This window comes from Streptococcus mitis (assembly GCF_902159415.1).
GTDB lineage: Bacteria > Bacillota > Bacilli > Lactobacillales > Streptococcaceae > Streptococcus > Streptococcus mitis_BG.
Genome location: NZ_CABGJU010000001.1, coordinates 386,707 through 403,187, shown reverse-complemented (window position 1 = coordinate 403,187; position 16,481 = coordinate 386,707). Strand labels below are relative to the sequence as shown.

The following is a 16,481-nucleotide window of genomic DNA, read 5'->3' as shown; positions in this document are numbered from 1 at the left end:
AAACAGTTGCAATTATACACTATTCTTTTAGATAGTGAAGTTTAAAAAGCTATTTGTTAAAAACTTGTAAACTATCACAATCTTGTGATAAGAGAATCAAAAAAATACCCCCTTGCTATTTCAAGAGGGTATTTTATTCGTTTAGAAACTTACTTTTTCTCAATCGGTGCAACACTGGCCAAAAGTTTTTTGAGACCGACTTCTGGGAAATTGATTTTTAATTCCTGTGTTGATCCACTACCTGATACTTCAAGAACAGTTCCTTCACCCCATTTTTTATGAAGAGCAATATCACCGATAGACCAGCTAGTCTCACTAGAAGCCGATTTAGAACCAGCTGCAAACTGACCAAATGGTAGGCCACTTGACTGAATAGATGTTGGCGCAGCATTGCGTTTTCGTTCTTGTAATGCCTGAGCAAGACTCATTCCTTTACCAAATGTAGTACCACCACTACTGTAAGATGCTTTAAAGCTTGTATTAGCAGGACTAGCTAAACCTTGGTATTCAAGCAAATCTGAACTAATCTCGTTGATAAAACGGGTCGGACGATTGTAACTTGTACGCCCGAAAAGCAAGCGAGAGTTTGCGTTTGTCAGATAGAGAATCTTCTCAGCGCGCGTGATACCTACATAGGCCAAACGGCGTTCTTCTTCCAGTTCATCAGGATCTTCAGCTGCACGGCTAAGAGGAAAGACATTCTCCTCCATCCCGATGATAAAGACAACTGGGAACTCGAGCCCTTTGGCAGCATGTAAGGTCATCAAGGTTACTTCTGATGTTTCCTGACTGCCTGAGTCAGTATCTGCAATCAAGGCAAGGTCATTTAAGAAACGACTGAGTTTATCCAAGCCAGTTTCTTCCTCTTGACTTTCAGGATTATCATCAAAGTTTTTGGTAACCGAAAGGAATTCCTCGATATTTTCAACCCGAGCCTTGCTCTCCAAGGTAGCTTGAGCATTCAGAATCTCCACGTAACCCGTTTTTTCTAAGACTGCCTCCACTAACTCTGTGATGGTTAGTTGGTCTAGTTGCTCTCGTAAATCAAGAATCATATTGGCAAAGTCCCAAATAGACTGAGCTGCCTTACCTTTGATTCCTGACAACATGATATTGGCGGACGCATCCAGCATGGATATTTCTTGCATGTTTGCGAAGTCTCGAATCTTCTCGACAGTTCCTGGTCCAATACCACGTTTTGGTTCATTGATGATACGCTCAAAACTGATATTGTCGTTCAAATTGGCAATGAGATTGAGATAAGCAATAATATCGCGGATTTCCTTACGGCTGTAGAATTTGGTTCCACCAACCATAGTATAAGGAATATTAGACTTGAGCAGAGCTTCTTCAATGGTACGCGACTGGGCATTGGTCCTGTAAAGAACTGCAAAATCCTTGTGGAGGAAGTTTTGGCTTCGACCAAGTTCATCGATGGTTTTAGCTACAAAAACAGCCTCATCCTGTTCATCATTGGCCCTGTAGTAAACAATCTGTTGACCATCTGCATTCTGTGTCCAGAGATTCTTAGGACGACGATTTTTATTGTTTTTGATAACGTCATTAGCAGCCTGAAGTATGGTTTTGGTTGAACGGTAATTCTCCTCTAACAAGACAACCTTGGCATCTGGATAATCCTTTTCAAAATCCAAGATATTCTGCATATCTGCACCACGCCAACCGTAGATAGACTGGTCAGCATCCCCAACAACACAAATGTTTTTAAAGCGAGAAGCCAAAAGTTTGACCAGTTGGTACTGGGCATGGTTGGTATCTTGATACTCATCAACATGGATATATTGGAACTTTTGCTGATAGTAAGTCAAGACATCAGGATTTTGATCAAACAGACGCAAGGTCAACATAATCAAGTCATCAAAGTCCACCGACTCTGACTGACGAAGTTCCTTTTGATAGGCCGTATAACATTTAGCAACAATATCTGCATACAAATCTCCTGCTTGGGCAGCATAAGCCACATCATCAATCAGGTCATTTTTAGCATTGGAAATGGTCCCCAAAATAGTCCGTTCATTCCATTTTTTTGGATCCAAGTTTAACTGCTTGAGAATACGTTTCATCAGTGTTCGCTGCTCACCTGGATCAATGATAGTGAAATTACGATTGTAGCCGATATGGTCTGCATCACGACGTAAGATGCGCACACACATAGAGTGAAAAGTCGCAATCAAACAGTCCTGTGTATCTGGATTGAGACTATAAGCACGCTCCTTCATTTCACGCGCAGCCTTATTGGTAAAGGTAATAGCCAAGATATTCCAGGGATTGACCATCTTTTCATCAATCAAGTAGGCAATACGGTGAGTCAAAACTCGTGTCTTACCAGAACCAGCCCCTGCCATGATAAGCAGTGGCCCTTCTGTTGTTTTGACCGCTTCTGCCTGTTTGTCATTCATACCATGTAATAAAGGATTCATTTTCTCTCCCTATTCTTCAAATCAATGTTTCTATTATATCAAAAAAGACCAAAAATAACCGTTCTTGGAAAAATCTTACTTATTTTCGAAAAAAAAAAGAACACCAAGCAGTGTTCTTTGTATTTTAATCATAAATAGATTTTAAAAGTGTCAAGAGCGCCTGCGCGGAGCGACGTCCTGCTTCAACGATAAATTCATCAAATGAAATAGAAGCTTCGTGGTTAGCATTATCACTCATGGCACGTATGACTAAGAAAGGTAAATTTAGCGCGTGAGCTGCCTGAGCGATAGCGGCTCCTTCCATCTCCACAGCAAGAACTTGAGGGAAATGTTTTTTTATAGCGGCTATCTTGTCTCCACCAGCTACAAAGCTATCTCCAGTTACAATCAAACCTAAATGCCAATTTTGGTCTAGTTTAGACAAGCTCTCTTGAATCAAGCTAACAAACTTTTTATCTGTTTCAAAGTAAAGAGGTTGTTGGGCCATCTGACCGTATTCATAACCAAAAGCAGTCACATCAACATCATGATAAGCTAGCTTATCAGCAATCACTACATCTCCAACTTCGATTCCTTCTGCTAAAGCACCAGCTGAACCAGTGTTGATAACAGCATCTACTTTAAAGTGGTTAGCTAAGATTGCTACACTCATAGCAGACATAACTTTACCGATACCACTCTCGACCAAGACAAGCTCGACTGAACCAATTTTACCCGTATGATACTTATTTCCTAATACCGTCTCTTCTTTTGCATTTTCTAAATGTTGAATAAGATAAACCAGTTCTTCTGGCATAGCTGCAATAATTCCAATTTTCATGATAGTCCCCTTAAATAAATCTCATTGCTAAAACTAGCAAAATCAGGAGTAAAATAACAGCAAAAAGAATCTTATTCAACTTAGAGTTAAAGACGTTTCTCTTAGTATTTTCAATTCGACGGCTCTTATGAATTGAAGGCTCGACTTCAATTGTTAAAGTTTCCTGGCTAAAACCATGATCTTTAGATTGATTATATGAAACTCCTCGAGAAGAAGTCCGTAGAATCTTTGTCTCCTCGCTATCAAACAAGGGAGCACCAGAGATGTCCTCTCCTCGATTAGCTCTTTCAATCATTTCATCAGTCAATAAAGGTTTTCCCATGGGTTCCTCCTCTATTTTTCTTGTAATTCCCAGTACTGGATTGCCATGATAGTCTTAGCATCACAGATATGACCAGACTGGATAAGTGCTTTTGCTTCTTCTAAACTAACTTCTAGTAGCTCTATGGTCTCATCTTCGTCTTGAGGACGTGGGTTTTCAACCTTGGCTAAGTCACTGGCTAGATATAATCTTAGTCTTTCGTTACAAAAACCAATTGCCGAATAAAAGTCATACAAAAGACTTAATTTACCAGTGTAAGCTGCTTCTTCTTCTAATTCACGAAGGGCTGCAGCTTCAGGATCAGTATTTTCACCAATTTCTAGTTTACCTGCAGGAATTTCATAAGAAATTTTTTCAATCGCCTTACGATATTGCTTGACCAAGACGATTTTATTTTCTGCAGTAACAGCTAAGACACAGACTGCACCATTATGAAAAATCAAGTCTCGCTGAGCAGTTCCCTTTCCAGCAGGTAATTCAACTTGATCCTGAACCAGCTGGAAAATTGGGCCTTTATAAATTTCTTTACGACTAAGTGTCTTTTCTTCGAATTGCATTAGAAACTCCTATTTATTCTTAGGATGATGAGGTAAACGAGTTGCAAGTTTTTCTTTGTTAGTTTGACGTCCTCGTCCAATGGCTACAGCATCTGTTGGAACATTCTTGGTAATAGTTGAACCAGCACCCACAAGTGAATTGTCTCCAAGCTCTACAGGTGCAATGATAGTTGAATTAGAACCTACAAATACATTGTCTCCAATGATAGTCTTGTATTTCTTTTGACCATCATAATTGACAGTGATGGTACCAGCACCAATGTTTACATCTTTACCAATCTCGCTGTTTCCAATGTAAGTTAGATGACCTGATTTAGTGTTTTCACCGATGCTTGAACCTTTGACTTCAACAAAGTTCCCGATGTGCACATTCTTATCAAGATTTGATCCTGGACGAATATGAGCGTACGGACCTACAGTTACACCATCAGCTAAAGTACTTTCTTCAATAGTAGAGTTGGTGATTACAGCTCCTGAACCAATAGAACTATCCACGATGTAGGTACCATTAGTAAGAATAGTTTCAGCGCCAACCTTACTAGTTCCTTTAAGAGTTACATTAGCTTCAATTTGAACTTCTGGAGCAATTTCAACGTCAATATCAATATAGGTGGCTTCAGGATTTACAAAACTAACACCATTGACCATATGGGCTTGGTTAATACGACGGCGCATTACAGCTTCAGCAGTTGCAAGAGCTACACGATCATTGACGCCGAGACTTTCATCAAAGTCTTTTAATGTATAAGCACCGACTTTTTCTCCCGCTTCACGGAAAATACCAATTACATCCGTAATATAATACTCTCCCTGTGCATTATTTGTATTAATATTTTTTAGAGCTTCAAAGAGACGAGCATTGTCAAAAATGTAAGTTCCCGTATTGATTTCTTTGATTTGTTTTTCAAAATCAGTAGCATCCTTTTGCTCAACAATTCTAAGAACCTCAGCATTTTCATTACGTACGATACGTCCATAGCCAAATGGATTATCCGCTTCAGCAGTTAAAATCGTAGCAACATTTTTATGATTCACATGAAAATTAATCAAGTTCTTCAAACTTTCACCAGTAATTAAAGGAGTATCACCAGCAATGACTAAAGTTTGTCCAGTCAAACCTTCAAGGATTGGCTCAGCCATCATAACTGCGTGACCAGTTCCTAGTTGTTCTGTCTGTCTTACAAAATCTGTTTGACCTGCTAAGACTTGTTCAACTAGGTCTGCCTTATGTCCAACTACTGTAACTGTTTTTTCAGGATTAATTGCTCCCACGCTACGGAAAACATGCTCAAGCATAGAAATCCCAGCAACCTTGTGCATGACTTTTGGAAGATCTGATTTCATGCGAGTACCTTTACCCGCTGCTAAAATAATTGCATAATTTGCCATATTTTTCTCTTTTCTATAGAATTTCCATTACATTATACCATATTTTACCTCTTCAAACATAAAATTGTCTAAAACACATGGAGACTTATTGCTTCAAACTGCTAGTTTTGAGTGTTTTTTTTGATTTTTTAACATATTTACGATAAACTAGAGTAGTATGAGAAAAAAAATTCATCCAGCTTTTGTTTTTACTATTCTAGCTGTGTTCATCGGGATTTTAATTATCAACCGGCCAAGGTTTGAAGAACATCCTGTTAAAACTAAACCGAATCCAGTTCAAGTAGAAAATCAAGCATTACACAATTTAGATAAACCTATTATCGATTTATCTGGTTGGCAAAGACCTTCTGAAATAAATTATGATATTTTATCAAAGAATATTTCGGGTGCAATCGTTCGGGTTCATAGTGGAAATCAAATAACAACCGAGAACGATGCATCATTTACCAATGGTACAGATAAATCTTATAGAAGCCATATAACAGAATTACAAAAAAGGAATATTCCTGTAGCAGTTTATGCTTATGTATCTGCTAAAAGTGTTGAGGATATGGAAAAGGCTGCTGAGGCTTTCTACAATGCCGCATCTCCATATAATCCAAGTTACTATTGGCTCGATGTTGAAGAAAAAACCATGACAGATATGAATAAAGGTGTCGAAGCCTTTCGTGCTAAACTAGCTGATCTAGGCGCCAAAAATATTGGTATCTATATTGGAGTCTACTTCATGAAAGAGCATAGTGTCAGCACTGATAACTTTACTGCTGTATGGATTCCAACTTATGGCACTGATTCAGGTTATTTTGAAAGTACTCCAGTGACAGACCTTGATTATGATCTTCACCAGTATACGTCTAAGGGAAGACTCGTTGGATTTGATCACCATTTAGATCTAAACATGATTTCTTTGAATAAAAATAAAGAAGAAACATTTAGAAAATTATTTTTAAAACCTTAAATATATACTTCATAAAGCAAGTCAGATATTCCTTCTGCTTGCTTTTCTTAATTTACTCTACTTTGTGGTATAATATATTTTGAGATTATTTAAAAGAAAAACGGAGGAATTCCATGTTATCTTGGATTTCAAAAATGATTAAAGGAATAGTAATTGCTCTAGGATTTATCTTACCTGGTATATCCGGAGGTGTCCTAGCTGCAATTTTAGGAATCTATGAACGTATGATTCGTTTCTTAGCTCATCCCTTCAAGCAACTCAAAGAAGACGTTCTTTATTTCTTGCCAGTTGCTATCGGTATGTTACTAGGTATTGGGCTATTTTCTTATCCAATTGAGTACCTCCTTGAGCATTATCAGGTTTATGTCTTATGGAGTTTTGCTGGTGCAATTATCGGTACCGTACCTAGTTTAGTAAAAGAAGCCAATCGTGATTCTGAAAGGGATAAAATAGACCTCATTTGGTTTTGGACAACCTTTATTGTTTCAGGAATTGCACTTTACGGACTTAATTTCGTAGTAGGAAGTTTATCTGCGTCATTCTTAAACTTTATCCTCGCAGGTTCTTTACTTGCTCTTGGAATTCTTGTTCCGGGCCTTAGTCCATCAAACCTACTCTTGATTTTAGGACTATACGCCCCTATGCTAACTGGATTCAAGTCATTTGACTTATTTGGAACATTCTTACCAATTGGAATCGGTGCTGTTCTAACTCTCATAGCATTTTCGAAATTTATGGATTATGCTCTCCGTGTCTACCACTCTCGTGTTTATCACTTCATTATTGGTATCGTGCTTTCGAGTACTTTACTAATTTTATTACCAAATGCTGGCAATCCTGAAAGCATTAGCTATGCAGGTCTATCCATTGTATCTTATGTGATCATCGCCTTCTTCTTCGCTCTAGGTATCTGGTTGGGTATTTGGATGAGTCAATTAGAGGAAAAATACAAATAATGGCTAAGAGAGTTAAAGTTAAAAAAACCTTAGTAGAGCAAATTTTGACCAAGGCGGGTGTTGACCATCAAGGTATTCAAATCAATGCTTTAGAAGGAGAACTTCCTTCTGGTTATGATAGAAATCATATCTTTAAGACCTTAGCATTATTGGGTGATAAGACTGGTCCGGTAATAGGAATTGTCCCTATCACCGAACATCTCTCTGAAAAGAAATTAGCAAAAATTTCTGGGAATAAAAAAGTTTCCATGATTCCTCAAAAGGACTTGGAAAAGACAACTGGATATATCCACGGTGCTAATAATCCTGTTGGCATTCGTCAAAAACATAACTACCCAATTTATATTGATGAAACAGCTTTAGAATTAGAAAAAATGATTGTCTCTGCTGGTGAAGTTGGACACAGTATTATCATCTGTCCACAAGATTTAGCACACTTTGTAAAAGCTAGCTTTGTAGATATCTTGGAGGAGAGTAACTCATGAAACTATACTTCGTTCGTCATGGTAAAACTCTTTGGAATCTCGAAAGACGTTTTCAAGGGGCAAGTGGTGACTCTCCACTCCTTGAGGAATCAATTGAGACCTTAAAAAAATTGGGCAAGTATCTCCAGGAAATCCCTTTTGATGTGATTTATTCTAGTGATCTTCCTCGTGCAGTAACTTCAGCTCAGATTATCCAAAGTCAGTTAAAAGATAGCTGTCCCTTAAAAGAAACACCCTCTCTAAGAGAGTGGCAACTCGGCAAACTTGAAGGAGAGAAATTTGCAACTTTAAAAGCAATCTATCCTGAACAAATGAACGCTCTCCGTAGCAATCTAGCGAAGTTTGATTCGACTATGTTTGGTGCTGAGTCCGTTTATCAAACAACACAGCGAACGATTCATTTTGTTAAGTCACTACAAAATCAAAATTTTGATCATGTTTTAATTGTCGGTCACGGAGCCAATCTCACAGCCAGCATCCAATCTCTTCTTGGCTATCATACTCATTTACTTAGAAAAAATGGAGGTTTAGCCAATGCTAGTCTGACGATTATAGAGACCAATGACTTTGAAACATTTACTCTAAAGACTTGGAACGATACTTCTTATCAGAAAAATGATTGAACTTGATATAAATGATCAAGTTCTTTTTAGTTTTTATAGAATATCCGTGAATTTCTTGACTATTTATGATAAAATGGAGTATCGTGAAAAATTGATTTATTTTTTTAAAATTCGATTAAAATTAGGAGGAACTCATGTCAACAGAACATATGGAAGAATTGAATGACCAGCAGATCGTTCGCCGTGAAAAAATGGCAGCGCTTCGTGAACAAGGAATTGATCCTTTCGGTAAACGTTTTGAACGTACTGCTAACTCTCAAGAACTAAAAGATAAATTTGCTGACCTTGATAAAGAGCAACTACACCAACTAAACGAAACTGCTACTATCGCTGGACGCTTAGTCACAAAACGTGGTAAAGGAAAAGTTGGATTTGCCCACCTTCAAGACCGCGAAGGTCAAATCCAAATCTACGTTCGTAAAGATGAGGTCGGTGAAGAAAACTACGAAATCTTTAAAAAAGCTGACCTAGGAGACTTCCTTGGTGTCGAAGGTGAAGTCATGCGTACCGATATGGGTGAACTCTCTATCAAAGCTACTCACATCACACACTTGTCTAAAGCTCTTCGTCCACTTCCTGAAAAATTCCACGGACTAACTGACGTTGAAACTATCTATCGTAAACGTTACCTTGATTTGATTTCTAACCGTGAAAGCTTTGAACGTTTTGTCACTCGTTCAAAAATCATCTCTGAAATCCGTCGTTACCTCGACCAAAAAGGATTCCTAGAAGTTGAAACACCTGTTCTTCACAACGAAGCTGGAGGTGCTGCTGCTCGTCCATTTATCACTCATCACAATGCTCAAAACATCGATATGGTTCTTCGTATCGCGACTGAGCTCCACTTGAAACGTCTCATCGTTGGTGGTATGGAACGTGTTTATGAGATTGGTCGTATCTTCCGTAACGAAGGTATGGATGCTACACACAACCCTGAGTTCACTTCTATCGAAGTTTACCAAGCTTATGCAGACTTCCAAGATATCATGGACTTGACTGAAGGCATTATCCAACACGTTGCTAAAGCTGTCAAAGGTGATGGCCCAGTCGACTACCAAGGTACTGAAATCAAAATTAATGAGCCATTCAAACGTGTTCACATGGTGGATGCAATCAAAGAAATTACAGGTGTTGATTTCTGGCAAGACATGACCTTCGAAGAAGCTAAAGCTATCGCTGCTGACAAGAAAGTTCCAGTTGAGAAACACTATACTGAAGTTGGACACATCATCAATGCTTTCTTTGAAGAATTTGTTGAAGAAACCTTGATTCAACCTACCTTTGTCTATGGACATCCAGTAGCAGTATCTCCACTTGCTAAGAAGAACCCTGAAGACGAACGCTTTACTGACCGTTTCGAACTCTTTATCATGACCAAAGAATACGGAAATGCTTTCACTGAGCTCAACGATCCAATCGATCAGCTTAGCCGATTTGAAGCCCAAGCTAAAGCTAAAGAGCTTGGTGATGATGAAGCAACAGGCATTGACTACGATTACATTGAAGCACTCGAATACGGTATGCCACCAACAGGTGGTTTGGGAATTGGTATCGACCGTCTCTGCATGCTCCTCACTGATACAACTACTATCCGTGATGTACTTCTTTTCCCAACTATGAAATAAACATTAAACTCCTAGAATTTTTCTAGGAGTTTTTTGTAGTTAAAAAGACAACCTTATCAAAGAGGTTGTCTTTTGTGTTTGAACTAGAATAATCCAAGAACAGTTCCATCACTTTCAACATCCATGTTGAGAGCGGCAGGTCGTTTTGGAAGTCCAGGCATGGTCATGACATCACCAGTAAGGGCTACGATAAAGCCTGCACCCAGCTTAGGTACCAATTCACGAATAGTAATTTCAAAGTTTTCAGGTGCTCCAAGAGCGTTAGGGTTATCTGAGAAACTGTATTGAGTTTTAGCCATACAGATTGGCAGTTTATCCCAACCATTTTGTACGATTTGTGCTATTTGGGTTTGAGCTTTCTTCTCGAAGTTTACTTTGCTACCACGGTAGATTTCAGTAACAATCTTTTCAATCTTTTCTTGAACAGAGAGTTCATTGTCATATAAACGAGTATAATTTGCAGGAGTTTCAGCAATCGTTTTGACCACAGTTTCAGCAAGTGCTACTCCACCTTCTGCACCATTAGCCCAAACACTTGCTAACTCGACTGGAACGTCGATAGAAGCACAGAGTTCTTTCAAGGCTGCAATTTCAGCTTCTGTATCAGATACAAATTCGTTAATAGCAACTACTGCAGGGATACCAAATTTGCGGATGTTCTCAACGTGACGTTTTAAGTTAGCAAAGCCTTTGTGAACTGCTTCTACATTTTCTTCTGTCAGAGCATCCTTCGCAATTCCACCATTCATCTTAAGAGCACGAAGAGTTGCTACGATGACCACCGCAGATGGAGCAGTTGGCAAGTTAGGCGTTTTGATATCCAGGAATTTCTCAGCACCAAGGTCTGCACCAAAACCAGCTTCAGTTACTGTATAATCAGCTAAGCGAAGAGCTGTTTTTGTCGCCAATACAGAGTTACAACCATGGGCAATATTAGCAAATGGACCACCGTGTACGAATGCTGGTGTTCCATAGATTGTTTGCACCAAGTTTGGTTTGATAGCATCTTTCAAAATCAATGCCAAGGCACCCTCAACCTGTAAATCACCAACGGAAACAGGTGTACGGTCATAACGATAGCCGATTACGATATTAGCTAAACGGCGTTTTAAGTCATCAATGTCTGTTGATAAACAAAGAATAGCCATAATCTCTGAAGCAACAGTGATATCAAAACCATCTTCTCGTGGAATACCATTTAGAGGACCACCAAGTCCAACAGTTACATGACGAAGAGCACGATCGTTTAAGTCAACAACACGTTTCCAAAGAATACGACGTTGATCGATTCCTAGCTCATTTCCTTGGTGTAAGTGATTGTCAATCAAGGCAGAGAGAGCATTGTTTGCAGTTGTGATTGCGTGCATATCACCAGTAAAGTGAAGGTTGATATCTTCCATTGGTAACACTTGGGCATAACCACCCCCAGCAGCTCCACCTTTAATACCCATAACAGGGCCAAGTGAAGGTTCGCGGATAGCAATCATGGTTTTCTTACCAATCTTATTCAAAGCATCAGCAAGACCGATTGTAATAGTTGACTTCCCTTCACCTGCTGGAGTTGGGTTGATGGCAGTTACCAAAATCAACTTACCAACTGGATTACTTTCAACTTCACGAATCTTATCAAAGCTAAGTTTAGCCTTGTATTTTCCGTACAACTCCAAATCATCGTAAGAAATACCAAGTTTCTCAACAACATCAACGATTGGTTTTAGCTCTATACTCTGTGCAATTTCAATATCTGTTTTCATATTAAACTCCTATGCCCTATTATCTTTTAACTCATTATAACACAAAACAAGATTTTTTTATATAAAAATGAACTTAATGTTCGTATTTTTCTCTTTAATTCTTTAATATAACAAGAATAATCTATTTTTTATATGTCTTTATAGATAATAACTATAATAACTTAAAGCTAAACCGAACCGCTTTTTTTGACTTAAAAGTCTTTTTTGTGTAAAATGATTCTATGAAAATTTTAGTAACTTCTGGTGGTACTAGTGAGGCTATAGACCGTGTTCGCTCTATCACTAATCACTCTACAGGCCATCTTGGCTTGGTTATAACAGAAGCTTTAATAAAAGCAGGTCATGAAGTTTGCTTGATTACAACTTCTCATGCAATTAAACCCGTTAGTCATCCTAGTCTTAAAATTATAGAAATTAAGAATACTTTAGATTTGCTTGAGGAGATGCGAAAACTTGTTAAAGATTACCAAGTTTTAATTCATTCTATGGCTGTATCTGACTATACCCCGGTCTACATGACAAGTATAGATGAGGTTCAAGCTAGTCAAGATATATCGGAATTTCTAACTAAGCATAATACCGAGACCAAAATTTCTTCAAAGGAAGATGCTCAGATTCTTTTTCTTAAGAAAAATCCTAAGATTATTTCTCTGGTCAAAGAATGGAATCCTAAAATTCATCTAATAGGTTTTAAACTCCTGGTTGATGTTACAGAGAATCATTTGATAGATGTTGCTAGAAAAAGTCTTAAAAAGAATCAAGCAGACATTATTGTTGCTAACGATTTGACTCAAATAAACTCTGAACAACACCTGGCTTACTTAGTTGAAAAAAATGATTATCAAACAGCATACAGCAAACAAGAAATCGCTGAGCTAATAATTAAAAAAATTCAAGGATTTACTTTTTAGAAAGGAAAGTTATGGCTCACATTACTCTTGCAATTACTGGTTCAATTGCTTCCTACAAGGCTGCCGATTTAGTCAGTTCTTTGAAAAAGCAAGGACATAGTGTATCGGTCTTGATGACAAAAGCTGCTACAGATTTTATACAACCATTAACACTGCAAGTTTTGTCCCAAAATCTGGTTCATCTCGATGTCATGCAAGAACCTTATCCAGACCAAGTCAATCACATCGAAAGAGGAAAAGAAACTGACTTGTTTATCGTTGCTCCAGCAACTGCTAATACCATTGCAAAATTAGCATATGGCTTTTCGGATAATATGGTGACTAGTACTGCTCTGGCATTACCAAAAAATATCCCTAAATTATTAGCACCTGCCATGAATACAAAAATGTTTACCCACCCTGCCACACAGACAAATCTTAAAACTCTTGAAAGCTATGGATACGAGATCATCTCTCCTAAAGAATCTCTCCTAGCTTGTGGCGACTTCGGAAGCGGCGCTTTAGCCGATTTGGAAATTATTATAGAAAGAATAAAGGAAACTCTCAATGAACAAACGCTCTAACATCGCACCTGTTGCTATATTTTTTGCTAGTATGATTGTCATCCATCTGCTCAGCTCTATCTTATTTAATGTATTACCATTCCCAATTAAACCTACTATTGTACATATTCCTGTTATTATTGGAAGTATCATTTACGGCCCACGAATTGGTGCAATCCTTGGATTTTTAATGGGTATGATTAGCTTAACAGTTAATACAATTACTATCTTACCTACTAGCTATCTTTTCTCACCATTTGTACCAAACGGCAATATCTATTCATTAATCATCGCTATTGTTCCTCGTATCCTCATCGGTTTGACTCCTTACTTTGTTTATAAACTTCTTAAAAACAAAGCTGGTCTTATCTTTGCTGGTGCTCTTGGTTCTCTAACAAATACCGTATTTGTCTTAGGTGGAATCTTCTTCCTTTTCGGAAGTGTTTTTGATGGAAATATTCAAAAACTATTGGCTACTGTTATCTCAACAAACTCAATTGCAGAATTAGTTATCTCGGCTGTTTTAACTGCTCTCATTGTTCCAAGACTAGAAAAAATTAAACAATAAAAAAAAGCCTGTATCATATTGATACAGGTTTTTTATTGTCATTGTGTTAACCGTGCTTCTTCTAAGATTTTTTCTATCTTAGTTGTCAACAAATCAATTGCAACCGCATTTGTCACACCTTCAGGGATTACAATGTCAGCGTAACGTTTAGTTGGCTCTATAAATTGGTGATACATGGGTTTAACCACGCTAAGGTATTGCTCGATAACACTATCGAGGCTACGTCCACGCTCTTCCATATCACGTTTAATACGACGAATAATACGTACATCATCATCAGTATCCACAAAAATCTTGATATCCATTAGATCACGTAGACGTTGATCTTCTAAGACCAAAATACCCTCAACTATAAAAACATCTTGTGGTTCTTGACGATATGTTTTTGAACTACGAGTATGTTCAGTATAGTCATAAGTTGGGATGTCAACTGGTCTTCCTGCTAACAATTCTTTGATTTGTTCAATCATCAAGTCTGTATCAAAAGCAAATGGATGATCATAGTTTGTTTTGATTCGTTCTTCGAAGGTTAAATGAGATTGATCTTTATAGTAGGAATCATGCTCAATCATGGCAATTTTTTCATTAGGAAAATGTGATAGAATTGCTCTAGAAACACTAGTTTTTCCTCCACCAGATCCTCCTGTTACTCCGATAATGATTGGTCTGTTTTGCATAGTTGCCTCCGTATTTTTCCTTTGTCTATTCTACCATAATTTTAGGAAATTTTACAGATGTACTTTTTAAATTAGAAGTCAAAAAACCTTGTAGCTTTATTCTACAAGGTTTTAATGATTTTAATCAAAGTTAACGTATTCTTTTGAAAGCTCAAGAACTTCTTCCATTGTTGAACATTCAGTAAGAGCACGGTTAGCGTATTCTTGCATCTTAGCTGTGTCAAGTTTCTTCATCAAGCTACGTGTACGAAGTACTGAAGTAGCTGACATTGAGAACTCATCTAATCCCATTCCGACAAGGAGTGGAACAGCTGTTTGGTCACCGGCCATTTCACCACACATACCAGCCCATTTACCTTCAGCGTGAGCTGCTTTGATAACATTGTTGATCAAGCGAAGGATTGATGGATTGTATGGTTGGTAAAGGTATGAAACTTGTTCGTTCATACGGTCAGCAGCCATTGTGTATTGGATCAAGTCGTTTGTACCGATTGAGAAGAAATCAACTTCTTTAGCAAATTGATCAGCAAGCATAGCTGCAGCAGGAATTTCAATCATGATACCAACTTGGATATCATCTGCAACTGCGACACCTTCAGCAACCAATTTTGCTTTTTCTTCTTCAAGAATAGCTTTAGCAGTACGGAACTCTTTCAACAAAGCAACCATTGGGAACATGATACGCAATTTACCGTGAACAGATGCACGAAGCAATGCACGTAATTGTGTACGGAACATTTGGTTACCAGTTTCAGAGATAGAGATACGTAAAGCACGGTAGCCCAAGAATGGGTTCATTTCTTTAGGAAGATCAAAGTAAGGAAGCTCTTTATCCCCACCGATATCCATTGTACGAACAACAACAGGTTTACCGTTCATTCCTTCAAGAACCGCTTTGTAAGCTTCGTATTGGTCGTCTTCAGTTGGGAAGTCTTGAGAATCCATGTACAAGAATTCAGTACGGTAGAGACCAACTGCTTCTGCGCCGTTTTCGTTCACACCTTCAACGTCTTTAGGTGTACCGATGTTGGCAGCCAACTCAAAGTGTTTACCATCAGCAGTAACTGTTTTAGCATCTTTCAAAAGAGCCCATTCAGCTTTTTGTTGAGCATAAGCTTCACCAGCTGCTTTGAATTCTGCGATTTGTTCTTCGCTTGGGTTAATGACCACTTCCCCTGAAATACCTGAAACAGCTAAAATATCACCATCTTTTACAAGCTCAGTAATGTTGTTTGTACCCAAAACAGCAGCGATTTCAAGTGTACGAGCCATAATAGCTGAGTGACTTGTACGTCCACCAATGTTTGTTACAAAAGCTTTTACAAAGTTTTTGTCCAATTGAGCAGTATCAGATGGAGTCAAGTCGTGTGCAATTACGATTACTTCTTCATTAATAGAAGCTGGGTTTGGCAATTTCTTACCAAGAAGATTTGCCAAAACACGTTTAGTAACGTCACGAATATCAGCAGCACGTTCTTGCATGTATGGATTATCTTCCATACCTTCAAAGATCGTGATGAACATGTCTGTAACTTCTTTAAGACCTACTTCAGCATTCACTTTTTTAGCACGGATAGTTTCTTTAATTTGACCGATTAATTCAGGGTCAGAAAGAACCATTAAATGAGCGTCAAAAACTTGCGCTGCTTCTTCACCAAGCGTACCTACTGCTTTTTCACGGATAAGAGAAAGCTCGTTTTGAGAAGCTTCAAGAGCAACATCTAAACGAGCTTCTTCAGCATTTGTATCTTCGACTGAAACAGTCTCGAATGATAAATCCGGTTGAACAAGTAGATATGCTTTTGCAACGGCAACACCATCAGATGCTGCAATTCCTTTAAGCATTTCTGTCATAT

Annotated in this window: 16 protein-coding genes; 8 read left to right on the top strand and 8 right to left on the bottom strand. The window is 38.2% G+C overall.

Features of this window, described 5'->3' with window-relative positions:
- Positions 1–149: 149 nt before the first annotated feature.
- The 5 genes from pcrA to glmU all read right to left on the bottom strand — a co-directional run bounded on the left by pcrA (position 150) and on the right by glmU (position 5,526).
- Positions 150–2,438 carry a DNA helicase PcrA gene (pcrA, locus tag FN031_RS02040; RefSeq protein ID WP_142557174.1) on the bottom strand — a complete coding sequence of 763 codons (2,289 nt, stop codon included), beginning with the start codon at positions 2,436–2,438 and terminating at the stop codon, positions 150–152.
- A gap of 124 nt (positions 2,439–2,562) precedes the next feature.
- On the bottom strand, positions 2,563–3,258 hold the full coding sequence (locus tag FN031_RS02035; RefSeq protein ID WP_142557173.1) for a 5'-methylthioadenosine/adenosylhomocysteine nucleosidase: 696 nt from the start codon (positions 3,256–3,258) through the stop codon (positions 2,563–2,565).
- Between the two features lie 10 nt (positions 3,259–3,268).
- Positions 3,269–3,580, bottom strand: a complete 312-nt coding sequence (gene macP / locus FN031_RS02030) for a cell wall synthase accessory phosphoprotein MacP (protein ID WP_142557170.1) — start codon at positions 3,578–3,580, stop codon at positions 3,269–3,271.
- 11 nt (positions 3,581–3,591) lie between these two features.
- Positions 3,592–4,137, bottom strand: coding sequence for an NUDIX hydrolase (locus FN031_RS02025; RefSeq protein ID WP_142557169.1), 546 nt, complete (start codon positions 4,135–4,137; stop codon positions 3,592–3,594).
- Between the two features lie 9 nt (positions 4,138–4,146).
- Positions 4,147–5,526, bottom strand: a complete 1,380-nt coding sequence (gene glmU / locus FN031_RS02020) for a bifunctional UDP-N-acetylglucosamine diphosphorylase/glucosamine-1-phosphate N-acetyltransferase GlmU (protein ID WP_142557167.1) — start codon at positions 5,524–5,526, stop codon at positions 4,147–4,149.
- 157 nt (positions 5,527–5,683) lie between these two features.
- On the opposite strand from glmU, the gene FN031_RS02015 reads away from it, so the two are divergent.
- The 5 genes from FN031_RS02015 to lysS all read left to right on the top strand — a co-directional run bounded on the left by FN031_RS02015 (position 5,684) and on the right by lysS (position 10,173).
- A complete protein-coding gene (locus FN031_RS02015; RefSeq protein ID WP_142557165.1) occupies positions 5,684–6,484 on the top strand; it encodes a glycoside hydrolase family 25 protein in 801 nt (266 codons plus the stop codon).
- Between the two features lie 113 nt (positions 6,485–6,597).
- Positions 6,598–7,440: a DUF368 domain-containing protein gene (locus tag FN031_RS02010; protein ID WP_142557163.1), complete on the top strand. Its 843-nt coding sequence runs from the start codon at positions 6,598–6,600 to the stop codon at positions 7,438–7,440.
- On the top strand, positions 7,440–7,925 hold the full coding sequence (locus FN031_RS02005; protein ID WP_142557159.1) for an aminoacyl-tRNA deacylase: 486 nt from the start codon (positions 7,440–7,442) through the stop codon (positions 7,923–7,925). Before FN031_RS02010 ends, FN031_RS02005 begins: the two co-directional genes overlap by 1 nt.
- Positions 7,922–8,548: a histidine phosphatase family protein gene (locus FN031_RS02000; RefSeq protein ID WP_142557157.1), complete on the top strand. Its 627-nt coding sequence runs from the start codon at positions 7,922–7,924 to the stop codon at positions 8,546–8,548. Before FN031_RS02005 ends, FN031_RS02000 begins: the two co-directional genes overlap by 4 nt.
- Positions 8,549–8,682: 134 nt before the next feature.
- Positions 8,683–10,173 (top strand): lysine--tRNA ligase, encoded by a 1,491-nt coding sequence (gene lysS, locus FN031_RS01995; protein ID WP_142557155.1) that lies wholly within the window; start codon positions 8,683–8,685, stop codon positions 10,171–10,173.
- Positions 10,174–10,256: 83 nt separating this feature from the next.
- On the opposite strand, the gene FN031_RS01990 is transcribed toward lysS, so the two are convergent.
- Positions 10,257–11,927, bottom strand: a complete 1,671-nt coding sequence (locus FN031_RS01990) for a formate--tetrahydrofolate ligase (RefSeq protein WP_142557153.1) — start codon at positions 11,925–11,927, stop codon at positions 10,257–10,259.
- A gap of 221 nt (positions 11,928–12,148) precedes the next feature.
- Here FN031_RS01990 and FN031_RS01985 point away from each other — a divergent pair, with 221 nt between their 5' ends.
- From FN031_RS01985 to FN031_RS01975, 3 genes are read left to right on the top strand one after another with little or no spacing between them, the layout of a single operon-like run.
- A complete protein-coding gene (locus FN031_RS01985; protein ID WP_142557151.1) occupies positions 12,149–12,838 on the top strand; it encodes a phosphopantothenate--cysteine ligase in 690 nt (229 codons plus the stop codon).
- A gap of 11 nt (positions 12,839–12,849) precedes the next feature.
- Positions 12,850–13,401: a phosphopantothenoylcysteine decarboxylase gene (coaC, locus tag FN031_RS01980; protein ID WP_142557149.1), complete on the top strand. Its 552-nt coding sequence runs from the start codon at positions 12,850–12,852 to the stop codon at positions 13,399–13,401.
- Entirely contained in the window at positions 13,385–13,948 is a 564-nt protein-coding gene (locus FN031_RS01975; protein ID WP_075567607.1) for an ECF transporter S component, read from the top strand. The genes coaC and FN031_RS01975 overlap by 17 nt, the downstream gene beginning before the upstream one ends.
- A gap of 38 nt (positions 13,949–13,986) precedes the next feature.
- Here FN031_RS01975 and udk read toward each other — a convergent pair whose 3' ends face one another.
- Positions 13,987–14,625, bottom strand: coding sequence for a uridine kinase (udk, locus tag FN031_RS01970; protein WP_142557147.1), 639 nt, complete (start codon positions 14,623–14,625; stop codon positions 13,987–13,989).
- 120 nt (positions 14,626–14,745) lie between these two features.
- A complete protein-coding gene (gene ptsP, locus FN031_RS01965; protein ID WP_142557144.1) occupies positions 14,746–16,479 on the bottom strand; it encodes a phosphoenolpyruvate--protein phosphotransferase in 1,734 nt (577 codons plus the stop codon).
- Between the last annotated feature and the right edge of the window lie 2 nt (positions 16,480–16,481).

What these genes read in the sequence shown, in the direction of transcription:
- FN031_RS02005 (WP_142557159.1), top strand. Translation starts at nt 7,440, where the DNA reads ATGGCTAAGAGAGTTAAAGTTAAAAAAACCTTAGTAGAGCAAATTTTG.
- coaC (WP_142557149.1), top strand. Translation starts at nt 12,850, where the DNA reads ATGGCTCACATTACTCTTGCAATTACTGGTTCAATTGCTTCCTACAAG.
- udk (WP_142557147.1), bottom strand. Translation starts at nt 14,625, where the DNA reads ATGCAAAACAGACCAATCATTATCGGAGTAACAGGAGGATCTGGTGGA.
- FN031_RS01975 (WP_075567607.1), top strand. Translation starts at nt 13,385, where the DNA reads ATGAACAAACGCTCTAACATCGCACCTGTTGCTATATTTTTTGCTAGT.
- FN031_RS02025 (WP_142557169.1), bottom strand. Translation starts at nt 4,137, where the DNA reads ATGCAATTCGAAGAAAAGACACTTAGTCGTAAAGAAATTTATAAAGGC.
- FN031_RS02035 (WP_142557173.1), bottom strand. Translation starts at nt 3,258, where the DNA reads ATGAAAATTGGAATTATTGCAGCTATGCCAGAAGAACTGGTTTATCTT.
- pcrA (WP_142557174.1), bottom strand. Translation starts at nt 2,438, where the DNA reads ATGAATCCTTTATTACATGGTATGAATGACAAACAGGCAGAAGCGGTC.
- FN031_RS01985 (WP_142557151.1), top strand. Translation starts at nt 12,149, where the DNA reads ATGAAAATTTTAGTAACTTCTGGTGGTACTAGTGAGGCTATAGACCGT.
- glmU (WP_142557167.1), bottom strand. Translation starts at nt 5,526, where the DNA reads ATGGCAAATTATGCAATTATTTTAGCAGCGGGTAAAGGTACTCGCATG.
- macP (WP_142557170.1), bottom strand. Translation starts at nt 3,580, where the DNA reads ATGGGAAAACCTTTATTGACTGATGAAATGATTGAAAGAGCTAATCGA.
- lysS (WP_142557155.1), top strand. Translation starts at nt 8,683, where the DNA reads ATGTCAACAGAACATATGGAAGAATTGAATGACCAGCAGATCGTTCGC.
- ptsP (WP_142557144.1), bottom strand. Translation starts at nt 16,479, where the DNA reads ATGACAGAAATGCTTAAAGGAATTGCAGCATCTGATGGTGTTGCCGTT.
- FN031_RS02000 (WP_142557157.1), top strand. Translation starts at nt 7,922, where the DNA reads ATGAAACTATACTTCGTTCGTCATGGTAAAACTCTTTGGAATCTCGAA.
- FN031_RS02015 (WP_142557165.1), top strand. Translation starts at nt 5,684, where the DNA reads ATGAGAAAAAAAATTCATCCAGCTTTTGTTTTTACTATTCTAGCTGTG.
- FN031_RS02010 (WP_142557163.1), top strand. Translation starts at nt 6,598, where the DNA reads ATGTTATCTTGGATTTCAAAAATGATTAAAGGAATAGTAATTGCTCTA.
- FN031_RS01990 (WP_142557153.1), bottom strand. Translation starts at nt 11,927, where the DNA reads ATGAAAACAGATATTGAAATTGCACAGAGTATAGAGCTAAAACCAATC.